General features: G+C 63.3%; 24 protein-coding genes and 1 pseudogene. 10 read left to right on the top strand and 15 right to left on the bottom strand.

Translation table 11 applies throughout. The features are described from left to right. Position 1: 1 nt before the first annotated feature. Positions 2-1,681, bottom strand: coding sequence for an SWIM zinc finger family protein (locus KMZ29_RS16875; protein ID WP_249779716.1), 1,680 nt, complete (start codon positions 1,679-1,681; stop codon positions 2-4). 74 nt (positions 1,682-1,755) lie between these two features. Then, on the bottom strand, positions 1,756-2,106 hold the full coding sequence (locus KMZ29_RS16880; RefSeq protein ID WP_215620286.1) for a Lin0512 family protein: 351 nt from the start codon (positions 2,104-2,106) through the stop codon (positions 1,756-1,758). A 206-nt stretch (positions 2,107-2,312) separates the two neighbouring features. Between KMZ29_RS16880 and KMZ29_RS16885 the strand changes: the two genes are divergently transcribed. Both KMZ29_RS16885 and fabF read left to right on the top strand, forming a co-directional pair. Then, a complete protein-coding gene (locus tag KMZ29_RS16885; protein ID WP_215620287.1) occupies positions 2,313-2,822 on the top strand; it encodes a winged helix-turn-helix transcriptional regulator in 510 nt (169 codons plus the stop codon). Between the two features lie 8 nt (positions 2,823-2,830). After that, a complete protein-coding gene (fabF, locus tag KMZ29_RS16890; protein WP_215620288.1) occupies positions 2,831-4,096 on the top strand; it encodes a beta-ketoacyl-ACP synthase II in 1,266 nt (421 codons plus the stop codon). Between the two features lie 62 nt (positions 4,097-4,158). On the opposite strand, the gene KMZ29_RS16895 is transcribed toward fabF, so the two are convergent. The 5 genes from KMZ29_RS16895 to KMZ29_RS16915 form a co-directional block, all read right to left on the bottom strand. Further along, complete coding sequence (locus KMZ29_RS16895) at positions 4,159-4,458, bottom strand: hypothetical protein (RefSeq protein ID WP_215620289.1); 300 nt, start codon at positions 4,456-4,458, stop codon at positions 4,159-4,161. Between the two features lie 45 nt (positions 4,459-4,503). Next, the gene (locus KMZ29_RS16900) at positions 4,504-5,292 is read right to left on the bottom strand and encodes a DUF899 domain-containing protein (RefSeq protein ID WP_215620290.1); all 789 of its coding nucleotides are present in this window, start codon (positions 5,290-5,292) and stop codon (positions 4,504-4,506) included. A gap of 288 nt (positions 5,293-5,580) precedes the next feature. Next, entirely contained in the window at positions 5,581-5,997 is a 417-nt protein-coding gene (locus KMZ29_RS16905; protein WP_215620291.1) for a GFA family protein, read from the bottom strand. Positions 5,998-6,009: 12 nt separating this feature from the next. Continuing rightward, the gene (locus tag KMZ29_RS16910) at positions 6,010-6,495 is read right to left on the bottom strand and encodes an SRPBCC family protein (protein WP_215620292.1); all 486 of its coding nucleotides are present in this window, start codon (positions 6,493-6,495) and stop codon (positions 6,010-6,012) included. After that, complete coding sequence (locus KMZ29_RS16915; RefSeq protein WP_215620293.1) at positions 6,492-6,821, bottom strand: ArsR/SmtB family transcription factor; 330 nt, start codon at positions 6,819-6,821, stop codon at positions 6,492-6,494. The genes KMZ29_RS16910 and KMZ29_RS16915 overlap by 4 nt, the downstream gene beginning before the upstream one ends. 181 nt (positions 6,822-7,002) lie before the next feature. Between KMZ29_RS16915 and KMZ29_RS16920 the strand changes: the two genes are divergently transcribed. Continuing rightward, positions 7,003-7,500, top strand: a complete 498-nt coding sequence (locus KMZ29_RS16920; RefSeq protein WP_215620294.1) for a peptide deformylase — start codon at positions 7,003-7,005, stop codon at positions 7,498-7,500. A 156-nt stretch (positions 7,501-7,656) separates the two neighbouring features. After that, positions 7,657-8,721 (top strand): ketopantoate reductase family protein, encoded by a 1,065-nt coding sequence (locus KMZ29_RS16925; protein ID WP_215620295.1) that lies wholly within the window; start codon positions 7,657-7,659, stop codon positions 8,719-8,721. Between the two features lie 114 nt (positions 8,722-8,835). On the opposite strand, the gene KMZ29_RS16930 is transcribed toward KMZ29_RS16925, so the two are convergent. Next, entirely contained in the window at positions 8,836-9,903 is a 1,068-nt protein-coding gene (locus tag KMZ29_RS16930) for a linear amide C-N hydrolase (protein ID WP_369810026.1), read from the bottom strand. A 109-nt stretch (positions 9,904-10,012) separates the two neighbouring features. On the opposite strand from KMZ29_RS16930, the pseudogene KMZ29_RS26760 reads away from it, so the two are divergent. Next, a pseudogene (locus KMZ29_RS26760) lies at positions 10,013-10,108 on the top strand (glutathione S-transferase family protein); the annotation flags it as partial. On the opposite strand, the gene KMZ29_RS16935 reads toward KMZ29_RS26760, so the two are convergent. Further along, on the bottom strand, positions 10,107-10,643 hold the full coding sequence (locus tag KMZ29_RS16935) for a dihydrofolate reductase family protein (RefSeq protein WP_215620297.1): 537 nt from the start codon (positions 10,641-10,643) through the stop codon (positions 10,107-10,109). The pseudogene KMZ29_RS26760 and the gene KMZ29_RS16935 overlap by 2 nt on opposite strands. Before the next feature lie 599 nt (positions 10,644-11,242). Here KMZ29_RS16935 and KMZ29_RS16940 point away from each other — a divergent pair. Then, positions 11,243-12,411, top strand: a protein-coding gene (locus tag KMZ29_RS16940; protein WP_215620298.1) for an IS3 family transposase whose coding sequence is annotated in 2 segments (ribosomal slippage) — positions 11,243-11,531 and positions 11,531-12,411 — 1,170 coding nt in all. Because the reading frame shifts where the segments join, the coding sequence is not laid out codon by codon here. 309 nt (positions 12,412-12,720) lie between these two features. Here the strand turns inward: KMZ29_RS16940 and rhuM (KMZ29_RS16945) are convergent. Then, on the bottom strand, positions 12,721-13,107 hold the full coding sequence (gene rhuM / locus KMZ29_RS16945; RefSeq protein ID WP_215620299.1) for a RhuM family protein: 387 nt from the start codon (positions 13,105-13,107) through the stop codon (positions 12,721-12,723). Positions 13,108-13,197: 90 nt separating this feature from the next. On the opposite strand from rhuM (KMZ29_RS16945), the gene KMZ29_RS16950 reads away from it, so the two are divergent. Further along, positions 13,198-14,351 (top strand): IS3 family transposase gene (locus tag KMZ29_RS16950; RefSeq protein WP_215620300.1). Its coding sequence is split into 2 segments (ribosomal slippage): positions 13,198-13,447 and positions 13,447-14,351, totalling 1,155 coding nucleotides; the frame shifts between segments, so codons are not numbered across the junction. Here the strand turns inward: KMZ29_RS16950 and rhuM (KMZ29_RS16955) are convergent. From rhuM (KMZ29_RS16955) to KMZ29_RS16965, 3 genes are all read right to left on the bottom strand, one after another. After that, positions 14,311-14,994 (bottom strand): RhuM family protein, encoded by a 684-nt coding sequence (rhuM, locus tag KMZ29_RS16955; RefSeq protein ID WP_215620301.1) that lies wholly within the window; start codon positions 14,992-14,994, stop codon positions 14,311-14,313. The genes KMZ29_RS16950 and rhuM (KMZ29_RS16955) overlap by 41 nt on opposite strands. A gap of 580 nt (positions 14,995-15,574) precedes the next feature. After that, positions 15,575-17,170 carry a glutamine-hydrolyzing GMP synthase gene (guaA, locus tag KMZ29_RS16960; RefSeq protein ID WP_215620302.1) on the bottom strand — a complete coding sequence of 532 codons (1,596 nt, stop codon included), beginning with the start codon at positions 17,168-17,170 and terminating at the stop codon, positions 15,575-15,577. 306 nt (positions 17,171-17,476) lie between these two features. After that, positions 17,477-18,775: an RsmB/NOP family class I SAM-dependent RNA methyltransferase gene (locus tag KMZ29_RS16965; RefSeq protein ID WP_215620303.1), complete on the bottom strand. Its 1,299-nt coding sequence runs from the start codon at positions 18,773-18,775 to the stop codon at positions 17,477-17,479. Between the two features lie 260 nt (positions 18,776-19,035). On the opposite strand from KMZ29_RS16965, the gene KMZ29_RS16970 reads away from it, so the two are divergent. Both KMZ29_RS16970 and KMZ29_RS16975 read left to right on the top strand, forming a co-directional pair. Next, positions 19,036-19,719 (top strand): acriflavin resistance protein, encoded by a 684-nt coding sequence (locus tag KMZ29_RS16970; RefSeq protein ID WP_369810027.1) that lies wholly within the window; start codon positions 19,036-19,038, stop codon positions 19,717-19,719. A 67-nt stretch (positions 19,720-19,786) separates the two neighbouring features. Continuing rightward, the gene (locus KMZ29_RS16975) at positions 19,787-20,626 is read left to right on the top strand and encodes a metallophosphoesterase family protein (protein WP_215620304.1); all 840 of its coding nucleotides are present in this window, start codon (positions 19,787-19,789) and stop codon (positions 20,624-20,626) included. Positions 20,627-20,657: 31 nt separating this feature from the next. Here KMZ29_RS16975 and KMZ29_RS16980 read toward each other — a convergent pair whose 3' ends face one another. Together KMZ29_RS16980 and curA are read right to left on the bottom strand one after the other, a co-directional pair. After that, on the bottom strand, positions 20,658-21,053 hold the full coding sequence (locus tag KMZ29_RS16980) for a hypothetical protein (RefSeq protein WP_215620305.1): 396 nt from the start codon (positions 21,051-21,053) through the stop codon (positions 20,658-20,660). A gap of 197 nt (positions 21,054-21,250) precedes the next feature. Beyond that, a complete protein-coding gene (curA, locus tag KMZ29_RS16985) occupies positions 21,251-22,276 on the bottom strand; it encodes an NADPH-dependent curcumin/dihydrocurcumin reductase (protein ID WP_215620306.1) in 1,026 nt (341 codons plus the stop codon). Positions 22,277-22,415: 139 nt separating this feature from the next. Here curA and KMZ29_RS16990 point away from each other — a divergent pair, with 139 nt between their 5' ends. Further along, a complete protein-coding gene (locus KMZ29_RS16990; RefSeq protein WP_215620307.1) occupies positions 22,416-23,585 on the top strand; it encodes an IS110 family RNA-guided transposase in 1,170 nt (389 codons plus the stop codon). Positions 23,586-24,096 lie beyond the last annotated feature (511 nt).

Genomic DNA, 24,096 nt, shown 5'->3' on the forward strand with positions numbered 1-24,096 from the left:
TTCACTCCAACAACTGGGTGAAATGACGCCGGCGGCCGAAGCGCTGCCTGAGCCCGAGAACGTAGGCAACCTGCTCGCCCCTTGGGCGGAGTTTTGCCATCCTCGCGACCAGCTTCGCCGCCTGCTGGTAATTCGAACCGCCGCCGGCATTTACGAGTTGATCGACTCGCTGGGTATACACCTCGAGCACCTCGCGCGGATGGGTAGCTTCGGATTTTCCGGCGAGTTCTTCCTTCAAGCCCGCGGACGCACCGTGCTTGCCCACCGCCGCCCAGGCGGCATCGAACTTCTCCTCGTCTATCCAGATGCGAGCGAGTAGGTCGATCGGACTATTCCAGCCTAACCGCGCTCCGCTCGCTTGCTTGCCTTCCAGGAAAGACAAAGCGCGCTCCCGGGCGGCCTTGCCGCCGATGCCGCAAAGCCGTTTGTAGAGATCGAATGTGGGCGACTTCTCGAACAGCCGCCACAGATGCGCCTCCGCGTCAGCCTTTCGGCCAGCCTTCGACAACAGTTCCGCGGCGAACATCGTGAGCCCCACGTCCGGACGCCCGTCCTCGTACTTCCACAGGCCCTCCTCTGCCCACCGCAATGCCTCGTCCGCGCGGCCGTGCGACAGACAGAATTCGGCGAGTTGAAGATAATCCCACGAGGAGGACAGGTCCCTGACCCGCAGCGCGATGCGGGCATCGACGTCGCCGTCGCGCTCGGCGAAGAAATCGAGGATGCGCATCAGCTGATGGCGATCGACGCTGTCATCGTCCTGCTGCCCCTTGCGGCCCGCAGACGGCGCCGGTTTCTCCCATGCCTTCCTGGCGAGGCGACGATATTCGGCGAGCCCGGCCTCCCCGAGCACGTCGGCGTAGCGCCTCACCGCCCCATCGAAGGTTCCGTAGTCCTCCGCCATTTCCCGAGCGAACAGATCGCGGGCGAGTTCGACCGGTTCGGGCCTGATCTCCGAGACTGCGGCGAGATGGATGTCGCGCGCGCGCTCCAACAGCGCCATGCAATAGCCGTCGGAGTCATCGATCTCCTCGATCGCCTGCCCGATCCGGTCGACCGCGTGATCTGCAAGCTCGCATGCGAGGCCGGCGCGGGCGCCCGAGGCGAGACCGGCAACGGTGTCGAGCGCGGAATCGACATTGGCCGCCCAACGCGGAACCTCGTGATAATCCATAAAATCGCGAGTTTGCGTCGCCTGATCAATCGCCTTGCACAGGCGCTTGCCGAGAGTCTTGTCATCCTCATGCAGCGCTGCTGTGGCGGCATCGAGCTTGCGGAACAGGGCCAGATCCTGCTCGGCGAGGCCGACGATGATGTCGACGAGGGCATCGACGCCCTTTTCCTTCAGGTGATTGCGGATACGGACAAGCGCGCCGCTGCCGTCGGCCTCGTCCGCACCCAAATCGTTTGCCGCAAGCGCTGTGGCGACCATATGCTTGCAGAAGCCGTGATCCTCGAACGCGGGACAGGAGCATTCGCCGCCGATGGCCCGGCCGCGCCCTAAGAGTTCGGTCCGGTAATCCTCGCTGCCGGCGACTTGCGCCAGCACCCGTTCCGGATTGATGACGAGGATCTGAACCTGGCCGTCACGATGATAGGCCTCGCCGCGCGCGAATACCTTACCGCCGGCGAGTTCGCGCAAGGCGTCGGTGTCGAAACGGATTTTGCCCTTGGCTTTCATGGGGCCGACTGCAGCAATGGCTCGATGTCAATCAGGTCAGAGAATACCAGCTTGGGTTTATCTCCGACGAATGTCTAGCCGGCCTTCCCGTCGTCGAGACTGACAATGACAGCCGCATTGGCAATGATGATGCTATCACCGCCGCTCTCCGCCGGAACCTCGAGCCCGCCTTTGACCGCTGACACCGTCACCGTTCCATATGGCAGCTCTTTCGCGACAGCTGCGGTGTCGACCGTGCTCGGGTCCGGCACGCCGATGGTGACGTCGACGAACATATCGTTGGCGGTCTTGCCGAGCATCCGGAAGAACCCGAGGCTGGAGTGGCGTATGGCGTCGGAGACCGCGCGCTTGGCGGCCTTGGTAGCGTCTTTGCCGTGGACGTCAACGCCCATGCCCATTTCGGTGATACAGCGCACGCGTGCCATCGGTTTCCTGCTTTCGTTAGCGGACGGAGAAGCCAGCGATCTTCCCTGATTCTCGTGGTGCCGGCCACGGCTGGCGTTACCCCCGCTCGGTCACGCCATCAACCCGAAAAGGCAGCGCTGCGCAGGATGCGGCCTTGCCAATCCGCTCCTGCAGTTACAGCGGCGAGGTACTTGCAAATTGCAAGTACCTCGCCTAACCTTGCTTCATGCAGCCGCGGAAGAAGCCCCGTTCTGAATGTCCGGCCGCCCGGACCCTCGAGTCCGTTGGCGAATGGTGGAGCATTCTGATCCTGCGCGATGCGTTCCAGGGCTGTACCCGCTTCGACGAATTCCAGCGAAGTCTGGGAATCGCTCCGAATATCCTGGCTCGCCGCTTGAAGCATCTGACCGAGCGAGGCCTGTTCGAGCGCCGCCTCTATCACAGGAAGCCCAACTGGTACGAATACATACTCACCCAGAAAGGCCGCGACTTCTTTCCCGTCGTCGTGACGATGTTTGCCTGGGGCAACAAATACCTTTCGCCTCACGGAGAGGCTCTGCTGATGGCGGACCGGGCGTCTTCGCTCAGGGTTGATCCGGTCGTGGTCGCGGCCGGCACACTTGCGCCAATCACGCCGGACAATGTGGCTCTCGTTCCCGGCCCGAAGGCCAGCCGGGACATGCATCGGCGGCTAGCCGCGATGCGCGCGATGCGGCCAGACGTTTCTCCAGCATAGGTAATGACATGCGCCGAATTGTTGTGACTGGCATGGGGGCGGTGTCGCCGCTGGGCTGCGGTGTGGAATTGATCTGGTCGCGCCTGCTCTCCGGCCGATCGGGGCTGCGTTCCCTCCCCGCCACCATCGGCGCAGGTCTTGCCGCGCGGGTGGCTGGCCTCGTGCCTGACAAGGCCGACGACGCCGAGGGCGGGTTCGATCCCGATACCGTCGTGGCGCGCAAGGACCAGCGCAAGATGGACCGCTTCATCCTGTTCGCGATGGTGGCGGCGGCCGAGGCGATCGCGCAGGCCGGCTGGGCGCCTGCGGATGCGCAGTCGCTCGAACGGACCGCGACGGTCATCGCGTCCGGGATCGGCGGCTTCCCGGCCATCGTCGAGGCCGTGCGCACCACCGATCAGCGCGGCATCCGGCGCCTCTCCCCGTTCACCGTGCCGTCATTCCTGGCCAATCTGGCAGCCGGTCAGATCTCCATCCGCTACGGATACAAGGGTCCGATCGGCGCTCCGGTCACCGCCTGCGCCGCAAGCGTCCAGGCCATCGGCGATGCCGCGCGGCTGATCCGGGCCGGCGAAGCGGACATCGCGATTTGCGGTGGCGCGGAAGCCTGTATCGACCTGGTCAGTCTCGGCGGCTTTGCCGCTGCCCGCGCGCTCTCGACCGGCTTCAACGACATGCCGACGCAGGCGTCCCGTCCATTCGATCGCGACCGCGACGGCTTCGTCATGGGCGAAGGCGCGGGAATTCTCGTCATCGAGGAATTGCAGCACGCGCTGGCGCGAGGGGCCAATCCGATCGCCGAACTCATCGGCTATGGCACGAGCGCCGATGCCTACCACCTGACATCGGGACCCGAGGACGGCGAAGGCGCCCGCCGCGCGATGCAACTGGCGCTGCGACAGGCCGGGCTGGCGCCGGGCGACGTACAACATCTGAACGCGCATTCCACCTCCACGCCGGTCGGAGACAGCGGCGAATTGGCGGCCATCAAGGCCGTGTTCGGCGACGATCAAGGCATTGCGGTCAGCGCGACGAAATCAGCCACGGGTCATCTGCTCGGAGCCGCCGGCGGCCTGGAGGCGATTTTCACCATCCTTGCCCTTCGCGACCAGGTCGCTCCGCCCACGCTCAACCTTGAAAACCCGGACGTTCTCGCCGACGGCATTGATCTGGTCCGGGGCAACGCGAGAGGCATGCCGATCACGCATGCGATCTCGAACGGTTTCGGTTTCGGCGGCGTCAATGCCAGCATCGTACTGCGCCGTTGGTCGTGACAGACTGACGAGAGTCCGCAACGAACGCCACTCCCACTGGATCGTCCCCGTCCGTCTTGACGTCACGTCATAGACCCGGTCGACGCCCTTCGCCGGCTGGAGATCAGCCTCAGCCAGGGCGCCGAATGGAAGGCGCTCATCAGCAAGTACATCGGGACCATTCCGCTCAGCGGCGATGCACTCACGATCGAACACAGCGCATCCTGCGATCCGCCACCAAGGACGCCCGTCAGCAGCGCCATGATCGCGAAGGTTGGCGCGGCCGCGAGGTATAGAAAATCGGCTGCCCCAATCGCTGCTGCGTTGCCGTTTTCACCATCGGGCGCGCCGGAGCTGCATCTGCCGGTAAGCACCTCGCTCATGTTCTCTCTCCTGCAAAGAGCGCAATTGCGCCGCTGGCACCCATGTCACGGTGCGGAACGCTGAGGTTCTCCCAACGTCACCAAGGCGCTGTCCACCACCTCGCTCCACCTCGAGTCGCGCGAGGCGTCGGCGGCGTAACTGTCGTGCCAGTTCCACCACTTGTACGGTGGGGTCTGCGGATAGCCCTCCGGGGAGTCCTCCCACTCCTCCTGGCGCCCGAGCGGCGTCACGTCGAGGTAGCTCCAGGTGCTCCCCATCGCCTCGTCGCCGCGGTTGTTGATGAAGTAGGTACGGAAAAGTTTGTCGCCGTCGCGGAAAAACACGTTGGTGCCGTGCCACTCGTCCACGCCGAAGTCTGCGTCGAAGCCGTCCGTGATGGTGTACCAGGGTATCTCCCATCCCATTCGCGCCTTCAGGCTTGCGATGTCCGTCTGAGGCGCGCGCGAGACAAACGCGAGAGTGGTATCACGGGCGTACAGATGGGCGACGTGGGCGACCTGGTCGGCCACCATGGAGCAGCCGCGGCAGGCATGCTCGGGCCACCCGAACACCCCGGGCTCGAAGAAGGCGCGGTAGACGATCAGCTGACGGTGGCCGTCGAACAGGTCGAGCAAGCTCGCCTTGCCCGCAGGCCCGTCGAACGCATACTCTTTCTCCACGGCCAGCCACGGCATCCGCCGACGCTCGGCGGCCAGCGCGTCACGGGCGCGGGTCAAGGCCTTCTCCTTCACTAGCAGCTGCTCGCGCGCAGCCGCCCACTCCTGCGGCGACACGATCGGTGGGGTGTTCATTGCGGTCCGCCCTTTCCGGCCATTCTCGGGTGATGTCTGCATTGTTGATCTCCTCTCCACCATGTCCGGTTCCTTCTGCTGCAGTGTCCAGATGCAGCTAGAACGATTGAGGCAGGGAAAAGGAGTCACACACCGCTACCGGGGACCCGCGATCCTCCAGCCGCCGTTGGTCGATCCGGGGCGAGTTGACGCGAGGGATCGCTCCGCTCCGGGACGCGATGGCGGCATTTTCCCATTTAATTCCAGACAGCGTGAGGATATGGGTTCGCATTCTCGCGGCATGAGATGCCCGAGTCTTGCGTAGCTCCCGCGATTCCGATCGCGCTGCACTTACATCGGCGGCATCTTGTCGAATTTCGGCAGCGCTGGATCGATCTGGTCCCAGGCGTAACCGCTCACGCGATACGTCACAGCCTGCGGCTTGTATCGGCTGGGATCGTCGAGGCTAGCGGCGTGCACGGTGAACAGATCGGGCATCGCCGCAAACGTCATGTAGACCGGTGATCCGCAGGTAGGGCAGAAGGCACGCGTCTTCACATTGCCGCTATCGCCAACGATGTCCCAATGCGTCGCTTCGCCTTCGAGCTTCACGCCGCTCTTGCCCGGGAAAGTCAGGTAGGACCCGTGGCCGGTGCCGCTCTTGCGCTGACAGTCGCGACACTGGCAGTCATTCATGAAGACAGGTTCGCAAGAGATGCCATAACGGACCGCGCCGCAGGCGCATCCGCCGGTATAAGCCTCGCTCATGTGTTTTCCTCCCTAGTGCGGCTTTTTCGGGCGATCCTGTTCCGCAGCGATGACGCCGATGCTTGGCACGACCTTCTTCCAGCCCTCGCCCATATTCTTGAACGCCAGTTCATTCCTGGGCAGCACGAAGCCGGAGTGGACGAGGCGAAGGCGCGTACCGTTCTCCACTCTTGAAAGGGTAAAGGTGGCGACAGTGTCCAGCGGCGCGCCGTAGCCGACGTTGCCCTCGTGTCCGCCTTTCCAGGCAAAGGCGAGGCGCTGGTTCGGGATCGCCTCCAGCACCTCGCAATGAATGACGCCGTCCCAGGCGCCGGCGGGTGTGGTCTTCATCGTGAAGTGTTTGCCCTTGACCGGCTCGAACCCTGTCGGCGACATCTTCAGCCAGCGGCCGATCAGTTCGTTCGTCGTCAGCGCTTTCCAGATCGTCTCGGGCGCATGCGGAAGGACCTCGTCGACCACGATGGCCTGCGTGTCGGATTTCAATGCGGTGTCGTTCATGGATCGATCTCCTTCAGCAGGGTTTTCAGGTTGGCGAAGCGCTCGCGCCAGAACACGCCGTAATGGCTCATCCAATCGACGAGCGGCGCGAGGCCCTCGGGTTCGGCGCGATAGAAGACGTTGCGGCCCTCGGGCCGCTCGGCGACCAGGCCGGCGAGCTTCAACGATTTGAGATGCTGGGAGATGGCGCCCTGCGTCACCCCACTGCCCCGCGTCAGCTCGACCACCGTAATTTCGTCGGAGCCGACGATCCGTTCGAACACGGCGCGCCGGGTGGGGTCGGCAAGCGTGCGCAGCACGGTGTTGATGGCGGCGGCTTCGATCATGCCAATCAATTAGTACACACTAATGCATTAGTCAATACTAATTTCTTTTCCAACGCCGGGAACCAAGAGCCCGGTCGATGTCCGTGGGTGGCCGTCGCCGCACCCAGCGCGGGGATTCCAACACGGAACAGAGTTGAGCGCCGCGTTGCCCGCCGCCGTTCACCGGCCTACGAGAGGGATCATGACCATCCGCCCGATCATCCGATATCCCGACCCCCGGCTTGCGCTACCGGCGCAGCCCGTGACCGTGTTTGACGGCGCGCTGCGGGAGCTGGCGAGGGACCTGCTGGAGACGATGCACGCAGCACCCGGGATCGGGATCACCGCGCCGCATATCGGCATCTCCCTGCGGGTGGTGGTGCTCGACCTCGACCCGGTCGATGGCGCGCGGACCTATGTCAATCCCGAGATTATCTGGGCATCGCCCGAGATGATCCTGCATCAGGAAGGCAGCGTCTCGATGCCCGGCGTCAATGACGACATCCGGCGCCATGCCCGCGTCCGGCTCGGCTATCGCGACATCAACGGCAATGCGCAGACCGAGGAATCCGAGGGGCTGCGCGCCGTCTGCCACCAGCATGAGATCGATCAGCTGAACGGCGTGTTCTGGATCCAGCGGCTGTCCCGCCTCAAGCGCGAGCGGCTGGTCAAGCGCTTCGAGAAGATGTCGCGGGGCTGAGCTGAATGCTTCGGACGGCGCGCCGCAGGGGATGAAACTGGGAACCGCTATGATTGTCACACATATCAATTTGCGGTAGGCACCCACGCGGATCCCTAACGGAAATTTTCAGCCTGGCGCGGATCGGGACGTCAGATCATCGGTGGAAGAGAGAGTATGGCGCGCAACATTCTGATCCTTGGAGCCTCGTATGGCTCATTGCTGGCGACAAAGCTGCTGATGGCGGGTCACAACGTGACCCTGGTCTGCCGGGCAAAGACTGCGGAACTGATCAACCGCGACGGTACCGAAGTTCGCATCAAGCTGCGTGACGAGGCGGTGCACCGCGCGATCTTCTCGCGCGACCTGCCCGGGAAGCTGGACGCGACCACGCCCGCCGACGTCGACCTCTCCCGTTATGATCTGGTCGGTCTTGCGATGCAGGAACCGCAATACACCAACCATACGATCAGGGTTCTGATGATCAAGATCGCCGAGGCGAAGCTGCCTTGTCTTTCGATCATGAACATGCCGCCGTTACCCTATCTCAAGCGAATCCCGGCACTGGCGGAAATGCAGCTCGAGGAGGCCTATACCAATGCGCAAGTCTGGGAACGGTTCAAACCGGGACTGGTGACGCTGTGCTCGCCCGATCCGCAGGCCTTCCGTCCGCCGGAAGAGGCGGCGAACGTCCTTCATGTCGGCCTGCCGACAAACTTCAAGGCAGCGGCATTTGCGGACGAGAAACATAACCTGCTGCTTCGGGAGCTCGAAGCGGACATCGACGCGGTGAAGCTGGATGGCCACGACGTTCCGGTGAAGCTCAAGGTGTTCGATTCGCTGTTCGTCCCCCTGGCGAAATGGTCGATGCTGCTGACCGGGAATTACCGCTGCATCACGCTGCACGAGCCGCGGCCGATCCGCGACGCCGTGCACGGCGATTTGAAGCTCTCGCAGTCGATCTACGACCACGTCGACGCCATCGCCCGGCGTCTCGGAGCCGACCCTGCCGATCAGGTGCCGTTCGCAAAATACGCCAAAGCGGCGGAAAGCCTTCTCAAGCCCTCATCGGCGGCCCGGGCCGTCGCCGCCGGAGCGCCCTTCATTGAGCGGGTCGACCTCTTGGTGAAGTTGATCTCGCATCAGCTCGGCATGCCCAACGCCGAGATCGATCGCACGGTCGAGATCGTCGACCAGAAACTGAACGAGAAGATCGTGGCGGGCGGTTCCGGGTTGGCGTGAGGCGTTTCCATCCAGCGTGCGGATCGGCCATCGCGACGTCGACGGCAACATACAGACAGAGGAATCCGAGTGAAGGGCCCCGGTTGTTCCCACTGCTTGCACAGTGGGTGGTGCTCACATCGGCAGACCCAGGAACTTGAACGGTTCAGCCTCCTGAAAATTCACCGTCGCATCGCCGGAAAAGGTGCGCGACTGTTGAGGTCCCAGATCGAGCTTCTTCACCTTTCCCTTCTCAGGTGAGAAGTCGATCGCCTTGAGATCAACCCAGAATGTGTTCGGGGTCAGGACGGATTCAAAGAAGTAGAGCTTGCGCTGATGGTCGGCGACGGTGCGCCACCGCGTCGAGGAAATATTCGGCTGGTCCGGCGTCGAAATGCCGAATGGCACAGACACGTTGCGGATCACGCTGAAGACGCTGGCCAAGGCGCGGTCGGGATTTTCATCTTTCGGGATTGCGTTGACGTAGAAGGATGCCCGCGCGAACCGGTCCGCGGCGCGGTTCGTGCCCGGCAGCATCACCGTGCCGCCGATCTCCTTCCAGTATTCGTTCAGCGCCAATTGCTGTTCAAAGATGGGGGAATTGGTCATCACCTGGTACTTCCGGTCGTGATGGATGACCGGTTTGCCGTTGATGTATTCGACGATCGCGCTGTCACCCGTGGCATCCGAGATCGACAGGTGAAGCGTGGCGAGCAACTTCTGCCCGGGTACGTTGTCCGTGACGATCGTGAAAGGATTCTTCTCAAGTATCTCGACCGCCTCCCGAACGGTCGCGAAATTGTCGAGCACATATTGCGCCCAGGCGGCGATGGACAGGCCCGGCTTGCTGGAGTCGAACTTTGGATACTCGGATTCCGCGAGCCAGAGGACGTTGGCGACAAGTCCCGCCTCGTTCATGCCGTCCGACGTCGAAACCTCATAAGAGGAAGCAACTACGCTGCCATATCTGGATTTCCACTGCAGCGAGTTCGGCCCGACCTCTCCGCTGCGCGCCATGCCTCTCGGGAAAACCCAGAGACTGGTGGGCATCTCAAATCGCCAATCCATCGAGCGCGCAGTGATGACCTGACTCTTGGCGCCGAGATATACCAGCCGCGTACAGGCAAGCGAGAGCGAAGGTGCGGTGGCGATCACTGCCGCCAGACTGGTTGCGAAAACGCACGACAGAGCGGAACTTTTCATTCTCATCGACACCTACTGCAGCTACAAAAATTAGCTCATCAGGTTTCGATGATCATCATCATGACGTAGCTCAAACCGGACAAGTTTACGTAAAACTTCGTCGTGTTTTCTCGAACCGGTGCTGGCAGGACGCCAACGGCTGGCGGGCACCTTCTCCGTCGCCGACATCCTGTTGGCGGATGTGCTGCGCCTTGTCGACCGGTTCAAGCAGGAACGTACGTCAACCTGATCACCTCCTCGCCAATTCGATCGCTGGCCACCAGGCGGAGCGGCGGCCGGGGGCCGGCGAAGAACGGCTTGCCGCGACCCAACACGATCGGGTGGAGGTAGAGGCGATACTCGTCGATCAGGCCAAGATCGCTCAGGCTTCGCGCCAGCTCCGGTCCGGCGACGTCGATCTCGCCTGCGCGCTCGGCCTTCAGCTTCCGTATCACCGCCTCGAGGTCATCCCCGACCAGCGTGGCGTTGGGGCCGACTGACTTAAGGGAGCGCGACACCACCCACTTCGGCTGGCTCCGCCAGGCCGTCGCAAAATCGCGTTCATCGGAGTCCCACTCGGGCTGGTCGTCGTCCCAATAGCGCATCACCTCGTAGATGCGGCGACCGTACACGCTGCCCGCGAGGGCGCGCACTTGCCCGACGAAGTGACGAAACAGGGCGGGGTCCGGCCTGAATTCGGCGTGGTCGTGGTCGACATAGCCGTCCAGCGACTGGTTCATTCCAAATACGATTTTTGCCATGGCGATTTTTCCCGGTATGCTGCTCGAACCATCTGCGTAATGCGCCTGGCCTGGGCGTTGTTTTGCAGGACACCATAACCGCATCGTCTGTCTCTTGCTTGAGCCGGCCTCTTTGGCGTTCTCATCGGGATGACGAACGGAGTTTCCGGAAACCGACATCGTCCTGCAATTTTTTTTACGGTTGAGGCACAGAAGGCCAACCGCCGCGCAGGCCAGGGAGCACGATGGGCCGCCGTCAGCGCGGTAGGATGGGTGGAGCGAAGCGATACCCATCAATCAACATTTGTAAATGGGTGATGGGTTTCGCGAACGCTCAACCCATCCTACGTGCTACGTGCTGCGCCGACCGACTTGGACTTGCCGGAATACGCTTCGCTATTCCGCCCTACCGCCCTTAGTACCGTCGGGCGGTGTCAGCTTATCGAACAAATCAGGCGTCTCGTTGTCACGCCGCCGACCAAGCCCTTCACCCCGATGAAAGCAAGGGTGCTTGACGCGTCCAAGACCCTTGGCTCCCTCGAAGTGCGCCCAACCACCACGTGAACCTCCTCCGAATGAGTGGACACCTGTAGTAGGCTCGTTGAGCCCGGAGGTGTCGAATGGAACGTCAACGTCGGTCATTTACCGAAGAGTACAAGCGCCAAGCGGTCGAGCTGGTGGCGTCGAGCCGTCGCTCGGTCACGTCGGTGGCCAAGGAACTCGGTCTGCGCGACTCGGTGCTGCGGCGCTGGGTGGACAAGTTCCGGCAGGGGCCGACATCGGCGGCGTGGCGCCCCACCACGCAGGCGACGCCGATGTCGGCGGACCAGGCCTCGGAGATCGCCCGGTTGCGCCAGGAGAACGAACGGCTGCGTATGGAGCGCGACATTTTAAAAAAGTCGATCGCGATCTTTGCCGGAACCCGGACATGAGCTTCCGTTTCATCGAGGACCACCGCGACACCTATCCGGTGCGGTTGATGTGTGCCGTGCTCGAGGTCTCGCCAGCCGGCTATTACGCCTGGCGTGATCGCCCGGTGAGTGAGCGAACAAAATCCAATGCCACGCTCCTGGCTGCAATCCGGCAAGTCCATCAAGACAGCAGCGGGCGCTACGGCAGTCCCCGCGTCCATACCGTCCTGCGGAGGCAGGGCCGTGGCGCCAGCCGCGGCCGGATCGAGCGGATGATGCGTCGGCACGGTATCCGCGCCATCATGGCACCGCCGCGCCGTGTGCGCACCACCGACAGCCGTCACGACCTGCCGATCGCACCGAACCTGATCGCGCGCGACTTCACGGCCCCAGCCCCGAACCGGGTCTGGCTCGCCGATATCACCTATATCCCGACCGCGGAGGGGTGGCTGTACCTGGCGGCCGTCATGGATCTCTTCAGCCGAAAGATCGTCGGCTGGGCCATGCGGGATCATATGCAGGTCGAACTCGCTTCCGCGGCGCTGACGATGGCCATCCAGCAGCAACGCCCGCAGGCCGGATTGATCCACCACTCCGATCGCGGCGTGCAGTATGCCTCACACGCCTATCGCAACACTCTCACGGCCGCCGGCATCACCGCATCGATGAGCCGCAAGGCCGATTGCTACGACAATGCCCCGATGGAGAGCTTCTTCCATACCCTGAAGACCGAGCTCGTTCATCATCGCAACTACAAGACTCGCGCCGAGGCCCAGCGCGATATCTTCACCTTCATCGAGGGCTTCTACAACCGAACCCGGCTCCATTCCGCCATCGGGTATATCGCCCCGATCGAGATGGAGCTAAAAGCCGCTTAAACCCGTCCACTTTTTCGGGGGAAGATCAACGTTTCATATGCACGCTGATAACAACTGCGCCACAGTGAGGACAGGGATGACGATAGGTCTGAGCTCGTCGCTTGCTTCGTTCGGGACGTAGCTCCCAAGTCTCGCGAACGAAGGTCGTACCACCCGACTCTAAACGCCGCGGGTGCGACTGACGGTGAATCCAATGACTCCTCATTTAGATCGCTCCATCAAGGGTCAGGTGAGGCCGCGTGGCGGCGCTGGCAATGAAGCGCGGAAGTCTCTGGACTTCACCGGCTACTGGCAGCGCCACCTCGCCGACTAGGCCTTTCTGATCGGCTGCACGTCATCCTTGCGGAGCCTCACCAAGAAGCGGGCATACTGTTCGGTCGCATGTTCGTCCGCGCGCTGGCGATCAACACCGGACTTGTAGCCCTTAAACACCTCATAATCATTGACGGCGATCAGCTCATCCAGTTTCTTGCTAAGATCAACCATTGTCATAAGCTTATTGCGGACTGCTTTCGACTGGACGTAAAGCAAGAACTGCTCGGCCAAGATGTGAAGGGCAAAGAGTTCGCTTTCTTCGAGATAATTCTTTCCGACCTTGGCCTCCTGCACGGTCGGCAAATTCCCATCAAATGTCTGAAGACCCATATTGGAGTGTTTGTGATTGGCGCGATCAAGGATGATCTCTGCCGCCGTCATGGCGCTGACTGCATAGTGAAACTTATCCTTGAGCTGCTGCCGGTTTGATGGACACCAAGATTGGGTGTTTCATACAGCCGGAGGTGGGTCATGCAGAGACGAAGATTCAGTCGAGAGTTCAAGGTCGAGGCGGTCAAGCTTGTCAGGGAGCGCGGAGTATCGGTAGCGCAAGCCGGCCGAGACCTGGGCATTCATGAGAACGTGCTGCGCAAATGGGTCAAGGAGTTCGGCTCCGATCCCGTGCAGGCCTTCCCCGGCCACGGCCAGATGAAACCCGAGCAGCTGGAGATCGAGCGGCTGCGGCGCGAGGTCAACAAGCTGAAGGCGGAGCGGGATATCCTAAAAAAGGCCGCTGCCTACTTCGCGAAGGAAGCGACATGAAGTTCGGCTTCATCGTGAAGCACCGGAACATCTGGCCGGTGGCATGGCTATGCGAAGCAATGGGCGTGTCGCGGTCGGGCTTCCATGCCTGGCTGAATCGATCTCCCAGCGCCAGATCCCGAAGCGACGAAGCGGTCGGCCAGCAGGTGAAGGCCAGCTTCCTTGCCAGCGACCGGACCTACGGTGCACGGCGCGTCTGGCGAGACCTGCTGGCAGACGGCGTCGAATGCGGTCTTCACCGGATCGAGCGGCTGATGCGCCTGCAGGCCTTGCGGGCGCGGCCACGGCGCCGGCGTCTGCCGAAGGACGAAGGCGATCGCCAGGTTGCGAACGTGCCGGCGAACCTTCTCGATCGTCAGTTTGCGGCCGAGCGGCCGAACCAGAAGTGGATCGCCGACTTCACCTACATCTGGACCGCCGAGGGCTGGCTCTACGTGTCGGCTGTGATCGACCTGTTCTCGCGACGGGTGGTCGGCTGGTCGATGAGCGCCGGCATGACAGCCCAGCTGGTTGCGGACGCCCTGTTGATGGCCGTCTGGCGCCGGGGCAAGCCGGATGCCCTGATGCATCACTCGGATCGGGGCAGCCAATACGCCAGCGAACAGTTCCAGCGCCTGATGGCTGACAGCGGCATCGTCTGCAGCATGAGCCGATCCGGCAACGTCTGGGACAACGCGGCGATGGAGAGCTTCTTCTCGTCGCTAAAGACCGAACGCATCGAGCGCAAAACCTACCGTACCAGGAACGAGGCCAGAGCAGATGTGTTCGACTACATCGAGCGGTTCTACAATGCGACCCGACGTCATTCGACGATCGGATACCTCAGCCCTGTTGAGTTCGAGCGCAAGGTGGGATTAGCTTAACCGGGTGTCCATCAAACCGGCAGCAGCTCACCTGCACCACGGCATAGAATGATTTGCAGGTTGGGCTTAATGGATCGTAGTCAACCGATGCCTCCTTGAAGAAATCCCGGATGCTGGCGAACAGGTGCTTTTCTTCTGCCCTGATGGCGCGCAGCCTCTTGGCAAGGCTATCAGCAGCGGCAGGATCAGATCGAAGGCGCTTCTCGTTGAGCGCGTAACCATCTTGAAGGTAACCCTGCAGGATCTCGTTAGCCCAACGGCGAAATTCGACAGCTTCCGGAGATTTTATTCTAAACCCAACCGCTAAGATCAGAGGCAGGCTGTAATGGGCCACCTCGTAGGTTTTGCCGTCTGCCGCAGTTGAGAGGAATTTCCTCTCAACTGAAGAAGACACCAATTCTCCCTCCGAATAGAGGTTTTTGATGTGCTCTCGGATGGTAGCCTTGTCGCGACCATAGAGGTCCGCGATTTGGTTCTGCGTTGCCCACACCGTGGCTACCGTCAGGTCGATGTTGAACGGTATATCTCGGTTGCCGGTCTTGTAATGGACCGACTTCATTTCCATCAAGCGTGCCGTGGCATTGGTGAGGCGAACGGTCTGCTTGGTTTCTTGGACGAGTTTCGTAATCTTCGGCGATTTCATGGTCGCAATTCCTGTGCGGTCTGACCACGAATCGCTGGACATTCTGTCCTGCGGTTGTACAACGACTCTTGTTAAGGGAGGCCGCTGTCGCGAGGTTCGTGGCTTAGGTTTCAAATTTGAAGGACGGTGACCCGCTTGCCAGAGTGGGGCCGTCCTTCGGCTTGTTGGAGCCGATTCGAGACTCCACTGCTAATCTACCCCAATTCGGACCTATCCGGAACTTGTTCCCCTTCCGTTTTCCACTTTATCCTCACCGAAATTCAGGTAGCAGAAACCGCCGTTTGGCCGGTCGCGCCTCGCCGACGATCTGGACCACTTTCCCATCGGGCTATCGTCCCCAAGCAAAAACGGCTGATCAAGCGGTTCGGGAATCCGTCGCGGGGGGCGATAAACGCGGGTCGAAGCGATCGGTCTTCGGGTAGGATGGGCGGAGCGAAGCGATACCCATCAATCGCCATTCATGAATGCCTGATGGGTTTCGCGAAGGGCTCAACCCATCCTACATTTCATCGGTCCCCGACAATATCTTTCGGGGAGCCACCGCTTTAGGGCTCGCGCAGGCTCCTGCAAGGGGTACCCCTCACTCCCACTCAATCGTCCCCGGCGGCTTCGACGTCACGTCGTACACCACCCGGTTGACGCCCTTCACCTCATTGATGATGCGGGTCGCGGTCTCGCCCAAAAATTTCATGTCGAAGGGATAGAAGTCGGCGGTCATGCCGTCGGTGGAGGTCACCGCGCGCAGGCCGACGACGAAATCGTAGGTCCGGCCGTCGCCCATCACGCCGACGGTCTTGACCGGCAGCAGCACCGCGAAGGCCTGCCAGATCTGGTCGTAGAGGCCGGCCTTGCGGATCTGGTCGATATAGACGGCATCGGCATTGCGCAGGATGTCGAGCTTTTCCTTGGTGATGTCGCCGGGGCAGCGGATCGCGAGGCCCGGACCGGGGAACGGATGGCGGCCGACGAAGATCTCGGGCAGGCCGAGTTCGCGCCCCAACACGCGCACCTCGTCCTTGAACAGTTCGCGCAAGGGCTCGACCAGCTTCATCTTCATGCGATCCGGCAGGCCGCCGACATTGTGGTGCGACTTGATGGTGACCGAGGGGCCGCCGGTGAACGACACGCTCTCGATCACATCGGGATAGAGCGTGCCCTGCGCGAGAAAGTCCGCGCCGCCGATCTTCTTCGCTTCGGCGTCGAACACATCGATGAACAGGCGCCCGATGGTCTTGCGCTTCGCTTCGGGGTCGCTGACGCCGTGGAGCTCGCCGAGGAAAAGCTTCGACGCATCAACGTGTACCAGCGGGATGTTGTAGTGGTGGCGGAACAGGTCGACCACCGTCTCTGCCTCGTTGAGCCGCAGCAGGCCGTGATCGACGAACACGCAGGTGAGCTGGTCCCCGATCGCCTCGTGGATCAGCACCGCGGCCACCGCGGAATCGACGCCGCCGGAGAGGCCGCAGATCACCCTGCCCTTGCCGACCTGTGCCCTGATCTTCTCGATCGCCTCCTCGCGGAAGGCGCGCATGGTCCAGTCGCCGGTGAGGCCGGCGACCTTGCGGACGAAATTGCGGAGCAGCTTGGCGCCGTCGGGCGTGTGCACCACTTCGGGGTGGAACATCAGGCCGTAATATTTGCGCTTCTCGTCCTGGATCACCGCGAACGGCGCGTTCGGCGACACGCCGGCGACGACGAAGCCCGGCGGCATTTTGGTGATGCGGTCGCCGTGGCTCATCCAGACCGGATGCTTCTCGCCCATGGCCCAGGTGGAATCAAACAATTGGCTCGCGGCCTTGACCTCGACGTCGGCGCGGCCGAACTCGCGGTGGTGGCCGCCCTGAACCTCGCCGCCGAGTTGGGCGGCCATGGCCATCTGGCCGTAGCAGATGCCGAGCACGGGAACGCCGGAATCGAAGATCGCCTGCGGCGCCCGCGGCGAGCCCTCCTCGTGCACCGATTCCGGGCCGCCGGAGAGGATCACCGCCTTCGGCCTCATTTCCTTGAACGCCGCTTCGGCGTTCTGGAACGGCACGATCTCGGAATAGACGCCCTCCTCGCGCACCCGCCGCGCGATCAGTTGCGTCACCTGACTGCCGAAATCGACGATCAGAATCTTGTCATGCGCCGAGGCCACGGAGGGCGCCGACTCGCGGGCTTCTTGTGCTGCTGTCATGGATAGCAATTACGCGACGGGGGCGGCGCTCGCAACTGTGCAAAACGATGGCCCATATTCTTTAGGAGGCATGGACAGGGTCCATATAGGTCAGTATTGTTGACGTATTCTACCTTTGCATGGGCTCGTTTTCGCGTTTTTGCAGAATCGCAGGGGTCGTGGGGCCGGCAAGTTCGCGCAGGCCTCGGCCAATCATCTGGCGCACTAACAGGTAGCCGTCATTCCGGGGCGCGTCGCAGACGCGAACCCGGAATCTCGAGATTCCGGGTTCGATGCTGCGCATCGCCCCGGAATGACGACGCCACTTCACGCCTTCCTCAGCACCGACACGAAGAACCCGTCCGTGCCGGTCCGGCGCGGCGTCATCAGCCATCCCTCCGGCGACTGCAGCGCGGCTTTTGAAAATTCCTCCGCCTTGTCCCACAGCACCGTCACGGTCTGCTCGGGCGGCACCACCGCAAACTCCGGATGCCGCGCGACAAAGGCGCGGATCTGCTCGTTGTTCTCCTGCGGCAATACCGAGCAGGTGATGTAGGCGATCCGCCCGCCCGGCTTGACCAGCGCGGCGGCGCGGTCGAGCACGGCGACCTGGTCCTTCAGCCGCACCTCGAGCGCGCCGGGGCGCATCCGCCATTTGGCGTCGGGGTTGCGCCGCCAGGTGCCGGTGCCGGTGCAGGGCGCGTCGATCAGCACCAGGTCGGCGGAGGCGTGGATGTCGAGCAGCGTGTCGTTCGGCCCCTTCGGCGTGCGGACGTCGCAATTATGCACCCCTGCCCGCGACAGCCGCTCGTAGATCGGCGCCAGCTGCCGCTTGTCATGGTCGGTCGCGATCAGCCGGCCCTTGCCCTGCATCATCGCCGCCAGCACCAGGGTCTTGCCGCCGGCGCCGGCGCAGAGGTCGATCACCTGCTCGCCGGGTTTCGCCGCCGACAGCAGCGCCGCGAGCTGCGAGCCCTCATCCTGAACCTCGATCGCGCCCTTGATAAAATCCTCCTCGGCATGGATGCCGGGACTGCGCGCGTCGGCGGAAAGCTCGATGCGCAGCCCGATCGGCGACCACGGCGTCGGCTGCACCCCGAGATGGGCCAGCGAGGACAGCAGCTTCTCGCGCTTGGCCTTCAGCGTGTTGACGCGCAAATCGAGCGGCGCCCGGCTCGCCATCGCGGTCGCCTCCGCGACCCGGTCGTCGCCGAACACCTGCGCCAGATGGCCGTCGAGCCATTCCGGGTAGTCGCCGGCGATATGCGCCGGCGCGTCTTGCAGGGATCGCGAGGTCAGCGCCGCGCGCTCGCCCTCGGTCAGGGGCTCCGGCGCAAACCGGCCACCGTCGCAAAGGGCTGCGATGGCATCGGCGTCCATGCCGCGCTCCAGCCTGAGCATGCCGAGCACCCGCGCCCGCGGCGTGTCGGCGTCCATGATCCAGGCGCTGGAAGCGCGCCGGCGCAGCGCGTCCCAGACCAGGCCGGAGATCGCGGCGCGATCGCCGGAACCGGCATAGCGATGTGCTGTGCCCCACTCCTTCAGCGCCTTCGCCGCCGGAACGCGCTGCGCGTCGATGGTGCCGATCAGTTCGATGGCGGCGGAGAGGCGCGCTGCGGGGGTCATTCAAAACTTTCGGTTCGAGAAGGGGTTAGATCAACAACAGAATCTTCAGCGCGAAGTAGAGCCATGTCGCGACAGCACCGGCACGCCGGCCTCCCTCGGGGGGTGAAGCGCGAGCCCCCGCTATAGCGACCGCGCCCCCGCCTGACAATGAATCGCCGTCCGCCTGTTGAACCACATTCCCCGCTCCGGTGACCAACTGCGGATAGTTCCAGTGATTTCAGCGCCGAATTGGCCCCAAACTCTATCCTGCGGATACTGCGATGAACCGGACCTCTCCCGTCCTGAAAGGCGTTGCCGAGGCAGCCGAAGTGCCCGGCGACTCCGTGGCCTCGCTGCTCAAGATGGCCGACGACAGCCCGGACGGGGCGCTCGGCATGCTGATGTCGGGGCTGTCGGGCGTCGCGGCTGCGCTCGCCGTGGCAATCGTCCTCACCGTCTATTTCCGCAGCGGCTACCGGAGCGGCCACGATATCCTCCGCCACAGCCTCGCCGCCACCGTGGTGCTCGCGCTGCTCGCCTTCGTCGCCTACGACATGCGGCATGCAGCGCTGGCCTATCTCGGCATCAACCCGGCCAAACCTGCGGTCGAGTTCGAAATCCGCCTGCCCAGCGCCGCGCTCACCGCCGTCGGCGACAGCCAGGTCGAGCTGGTCACCAACCGGAACCAGAAGCTTGCCGACATCCAGGGTGCGCCGGCATCCGACAGCCACGGCCGCATCGTGCTGCGGGGCTCGGTGACGCTGGATTACCGGACCACCGACCGCGTCGTGGTCCTCAACCTGCCGGGTCAGCCGCAGCGCGAGTTCAGGCTGCGGCTGGCGGCAAGCCCGAGCCACTCCGATCAGTTCGGGCCATGGCATCTGGCCGATCGCGTCGCCTCGCCGGCCGGCGAGCCGGCGCGCGAACCGAATGACGCCTTCGCGATCCGCTACCGGGTGTTCTGAGCATCAAGCCGGGGTTTCATCATTCCGTCGCCGATCGATATATAGTCAGCGCCGGAAGGAATACTGCATGCCCGAATTTCGCCTGACCCAGATTTCCGACACCCACCTCGCACGCCGCCACCAGAAACTCACCGACAGTTTTCACCGGGTCAGCGAATACATCGACGCGACGCGGCCCGATCTCGTCGTCAACAGCGGCGACCTCGCCTGGGATGCCCCGACTAACCCGGACGATTTCGCATTTGCCCGCGAGCTGCACGCAGCGCTGCCCGTCGCCTGCCGTTACCTGCCCGGCAATCATGACGTCGGCGATAATCCGACCGAGTTCGGGCCGGCACCGGCTCAGCCGGCGACCGAACGGGATCGGCAGGCTTTTCTCTCCTGCTTCGGCGAAGACCGCTGGCGTTTCGAGGCCGCCGGCTGGTGCTTCATCGGCCTCAATTCGCTGATCATGAACACCGGCCTTGCCAGCGAGGCCGAACAGCTCGACTGGCTGGCGTCGCAGCTCGCGGGCGCCAACGGCAAACCGGTGGCGCTGTTCCTGCACAAGCCGCTGTATCTGAATTCACCGGATGATCCCGAGCTGGCGGCAACCGCGATACGCTACGTGCCGCCGTCGGCGCGGAACCGGCTGGTCGAGATGCTCGGCGCGGTCGACCTGCGGCTGGTCGCCAGCGGCCATGTCCACCAGCGCCGGGATTTCACATGCGGCCATGTCCGGCACGTCTGGGCGCCGTCCACGGGCTTCGTCATCCCGGACCGCAAGCAGGAAGTGATCGGCACCAAGGAGGTCGGACTGGTGGAGTATCGCTTCCGGCCCGACGGCTTCGAGGTCCGGCATATCAGGGCGCAGGGCCAGGTCGACGTCGATCTGGATTCGCTGCTCGGCGCCACCGCCAAGAGTTAGCTAGCTGCCCATCCGATGCATTGCCACGCGGCTACCGCGTCCCGGCCGTTTTGATGCGGAGCAGATCGCAATCGGGCTCGGCATATCTGGTGCGGCGGAGCCCTTCCCGGTCCACGACCACGGTCGGCCGGCAACGCGCCTGCCAGGCGGCGTGGGCCTCTGCGTCCGCCTTCTGCTGCTCCGGCGTCCGCGGCGGCGGCGCCGGGATGGTGCCGCCGGCATTGACGTGAAAATCGGTAAATTCGCTGGGGCTGCGCGGAGCTCCGGCGGCGCCGGCGGCCGCCCGGTTCGATGCGGCGGCAGCTGCGTTGTTTGACGCAGCCGCATCCCCGTCGCTTGACGCTGCCGCGTCTCCATCCGCGCGCTCGTTATCCGCAGAGGCTTGCTGCGCGGATGCCGCCGAGATGCCGGCGGCGGCGATCAGCAATAGGACTGGAATGATGCGCATTGTCAGAAGCCCGCAAAAAAACTCGCAACGCTTCTCGTTGCTAGTCGGCAAAGCTTGCGGGCGCGTAAAGCGGGCTGGTTAGCGTACCGTCAACAGGATGCGTCGCATTGTAATGACAGCCGATATCCCTGCGGCGTCCGCTCCGGGGTCGAGAGCGGACGCCCGCGTTCGGCGGCTTACGCCTTGTCAGGCCCGACCCGCACCAGCTGCTTGCCGAAATTGGCGCCCTTCAGAAGCCCCATGAATGCGGCGGGCGCGCTGTCCAACCCTTCGGTGACGAATTCCCTGTGCTTGACCTTGCCCTCGCGCACCCACTGCGACATGTCGCGCAGGAAGTCGCCATGGCGCGCGGCGAAATCGCTGACGATGAAGCCCCGGATGGTCAGCCGCTTGGTCAGCACCGCGCGCATCAACTTGCCGGCCCATTTCGGCGATGTCTCGCCGAAATTATTGTATTCCGCGATCAGGCCGCAGACCGGAATGCGCGCGAAGGCGTTGAGCAGCGGAAACACCGCCTCGAACACCGCACCGCCGACATTCTCGAAATAGACGTCGATGCCCTTCGGGCAGGCTTCTTTCAGCTTGGCTGCCAGATTGGGATCGCGGTGGTCGAGGCACTCGTCGAAGCCGAGCTCCTTTTTCACATAGTCGCATTTGTCCTTGCCGCCGGCGATGCCGACCGCGCGCGCGCCCTTGATCTTCGCAATTTGTCCGACCGCCGAACCGACCGCGCCGGAGGCCGCCGCAACCACCACGGTCTCGCCGGCCTGCGGCTTGCCGATATCGAGCAGGCCGGTATAGGCGGTCATGCCGGGCATGCCGAGCACGCCCACCGCGGTCGAGATCGGCGCGAGTTTCGGATCGATCTTCGCCAGTCCCTTGCCGTCGGAGAGCGCGTGGGTCTGCCAGCCGGCTCGCGACAGCACGATGTCGCCCTTGGCGAAGCCGGGATTGTTGGAGGCGACCACCTCGCTGACCGTGCCGCCCTCCATCACGCCGCCGATCGGCACCGGCGCCGCATAGGACGGGCTATCGCTCATGCGGCCGCGCATATAGGGATCGAGCGACAGCCAGATGGTGCGCAACAGGACCTCACCCTCGCCCGGCGCCGGTATCGCGCAGTCCTCGATGCGGAAGTCCGACGCCTTGGGCTCGCCGACCGGACGGGAGACGAGAACGACGCGCTTTGCAGATTGGGCCATTGTTGTTTCCTCTGGTTTTTTTGATGATCCACCCTCGTCATTGCGAGGCGCGGAGCGACGAAGATTCCATGGGGAGTGGATAGCGGCCGGGTCTGGAGCCAGACTGAGGTTGCTGAAACCACTCAACCTGGAGACGACGATGTTGCTCGATCATCCTTCCGACGAACCGACCGCTATCCGCACGCATATTGGCGCAATTTTTGTGTCGTTGGAACTGAGCCGTTCGAATTGGCTGGTGACGTCGCTGTCGCCGGGCAAAGGCGAAAAGATGTCCAAGCGCAGCGTCGCAGCTGGCCATGTGGCCGAGCTTTTGGCGCTGTTTGCGGAGCTCAAGCGCAAGGCGGAGGTCCGGACCGGCCAAAGCTATCCGATCATCACGATCCAGGAGGCCGGGCTGGATGGGTTCTGGCTCCACCGCGTTCTGCAACAGGAGGGGATCGAGAGCCACGTGGTCGATCCCGCTTCGATCGCGACGCCGCGGCGGCGCAGGCGGGCCAAGACGGACAGGCTCGACGGCGAGACGCTGCTGCGGGCGCTTCTGGCCTACAAGCGCGGCGAGCCGCGGGTCTGCGCGATGGTGGTTGCGCCCTCGCCCGAGGAGGAGGATCGCCGGAGGCTCTGCCGCGAACGGCGGACATTGATCGAGGAGCGCGTCACGCATGTGAACCGGATCAAGGGGCTTCTGTTCGCGCAGGGGATATCCGACTACGGACCGCTGCGGCGCGACCGGCGGGCGCGGCTTGAAGCGTTGCGCACCGGAGATGGACGGGAGCTGCCGTCGCATCTGAAGGCTCAGATCGGCCGCGAGCTCGATCGGATCGAGCTGCTTCTGGACCAGATCAAGTCGGTCGAGGCCGCGCAGGAAGCCCTGCTGGCGGCGGCGAGAATGCCTGCAAGCGAGAAGGCCGCGCCGGACCCGGTCACGATGCTGCTCGCCTTGAAGGGAGTGGGCGCCAACTTCGCCGCCGTGCTCTGGTCGGAGGCGTTCTATCGGCAGTTCGCCAACCGCCGCCAGGTCGCCGCCTATGCGGGCCTTGCGGCAACGCCCTGGCAAAGCGGACGCATCCGACACGAGCAAGGCGTGTCGAAGGCCGGCAATCCCAGGCTGCGGACCACGATGATCCAGCTCGCCTGGCTGTGGGTACGTCACCAGCCGCAGTCGGCCCTGACGCGCTGGTTCAAGGAGCGAAGCCCGCAAGGCCGCAAGCGCGCGATCGTGGCGCTGGCGCGCAAGCTTCTCGTGGCGTTGTGGAAGTATGTCACCCAGGGCGTCATCCTCGAGGAGGCCGTGATGAAGCCCGCCGCCTGATCCGGGACCGAGCCCAACAGCAAGCCGCCCGGACGCAACGAAACAACCATAACCCATCTGCCGAGGCCCGATCAGCCTCGGAAGATCCGGGTGGACGAACCGATGGATTGCATGGCTTCAAATGCCGCAACGAAGAATGGCCTCGTCCTCTCGAGCCTGCCCGCCGCAAGCGGAATCCTGGTGCAGTCGCATCAAGCGACGACCGAATGTGAGTTTGATCTGGCAAGCAACCCAGATCGCCGAACCGGCTCGAACCCTGGATCGTAACTGCGAGGATTGCAGATGCCCTGACGGAACCGCCAACACCAGGAGCTCCTGTCGTGCCCGACGCACCAAGCATGATGACGTGCTCGCTCAACTCAAGGCCAAGCCGCTGCGCGGCGGCCCTAACGGGCCGGCCTTGACTTGATCTGCGCGCGTCATCCTGCACAGCCCACGGTCGGGACGGAAAGGTGGCCGCAGTCGAACAAAAAGGTGACTGCTCATCCTTGACACACACATTCCCCATGTG

The organism is Bradyrhizobium sediminis, assembly GCF_018736085.1.
Classification (GTDB): Bacteria; Pseudomonadota; Alphaproteobacteria; order Rhizobiales; family Xanthobacteraceae; genus Bradyrhizobium; species Bradyrhizobium sediminis.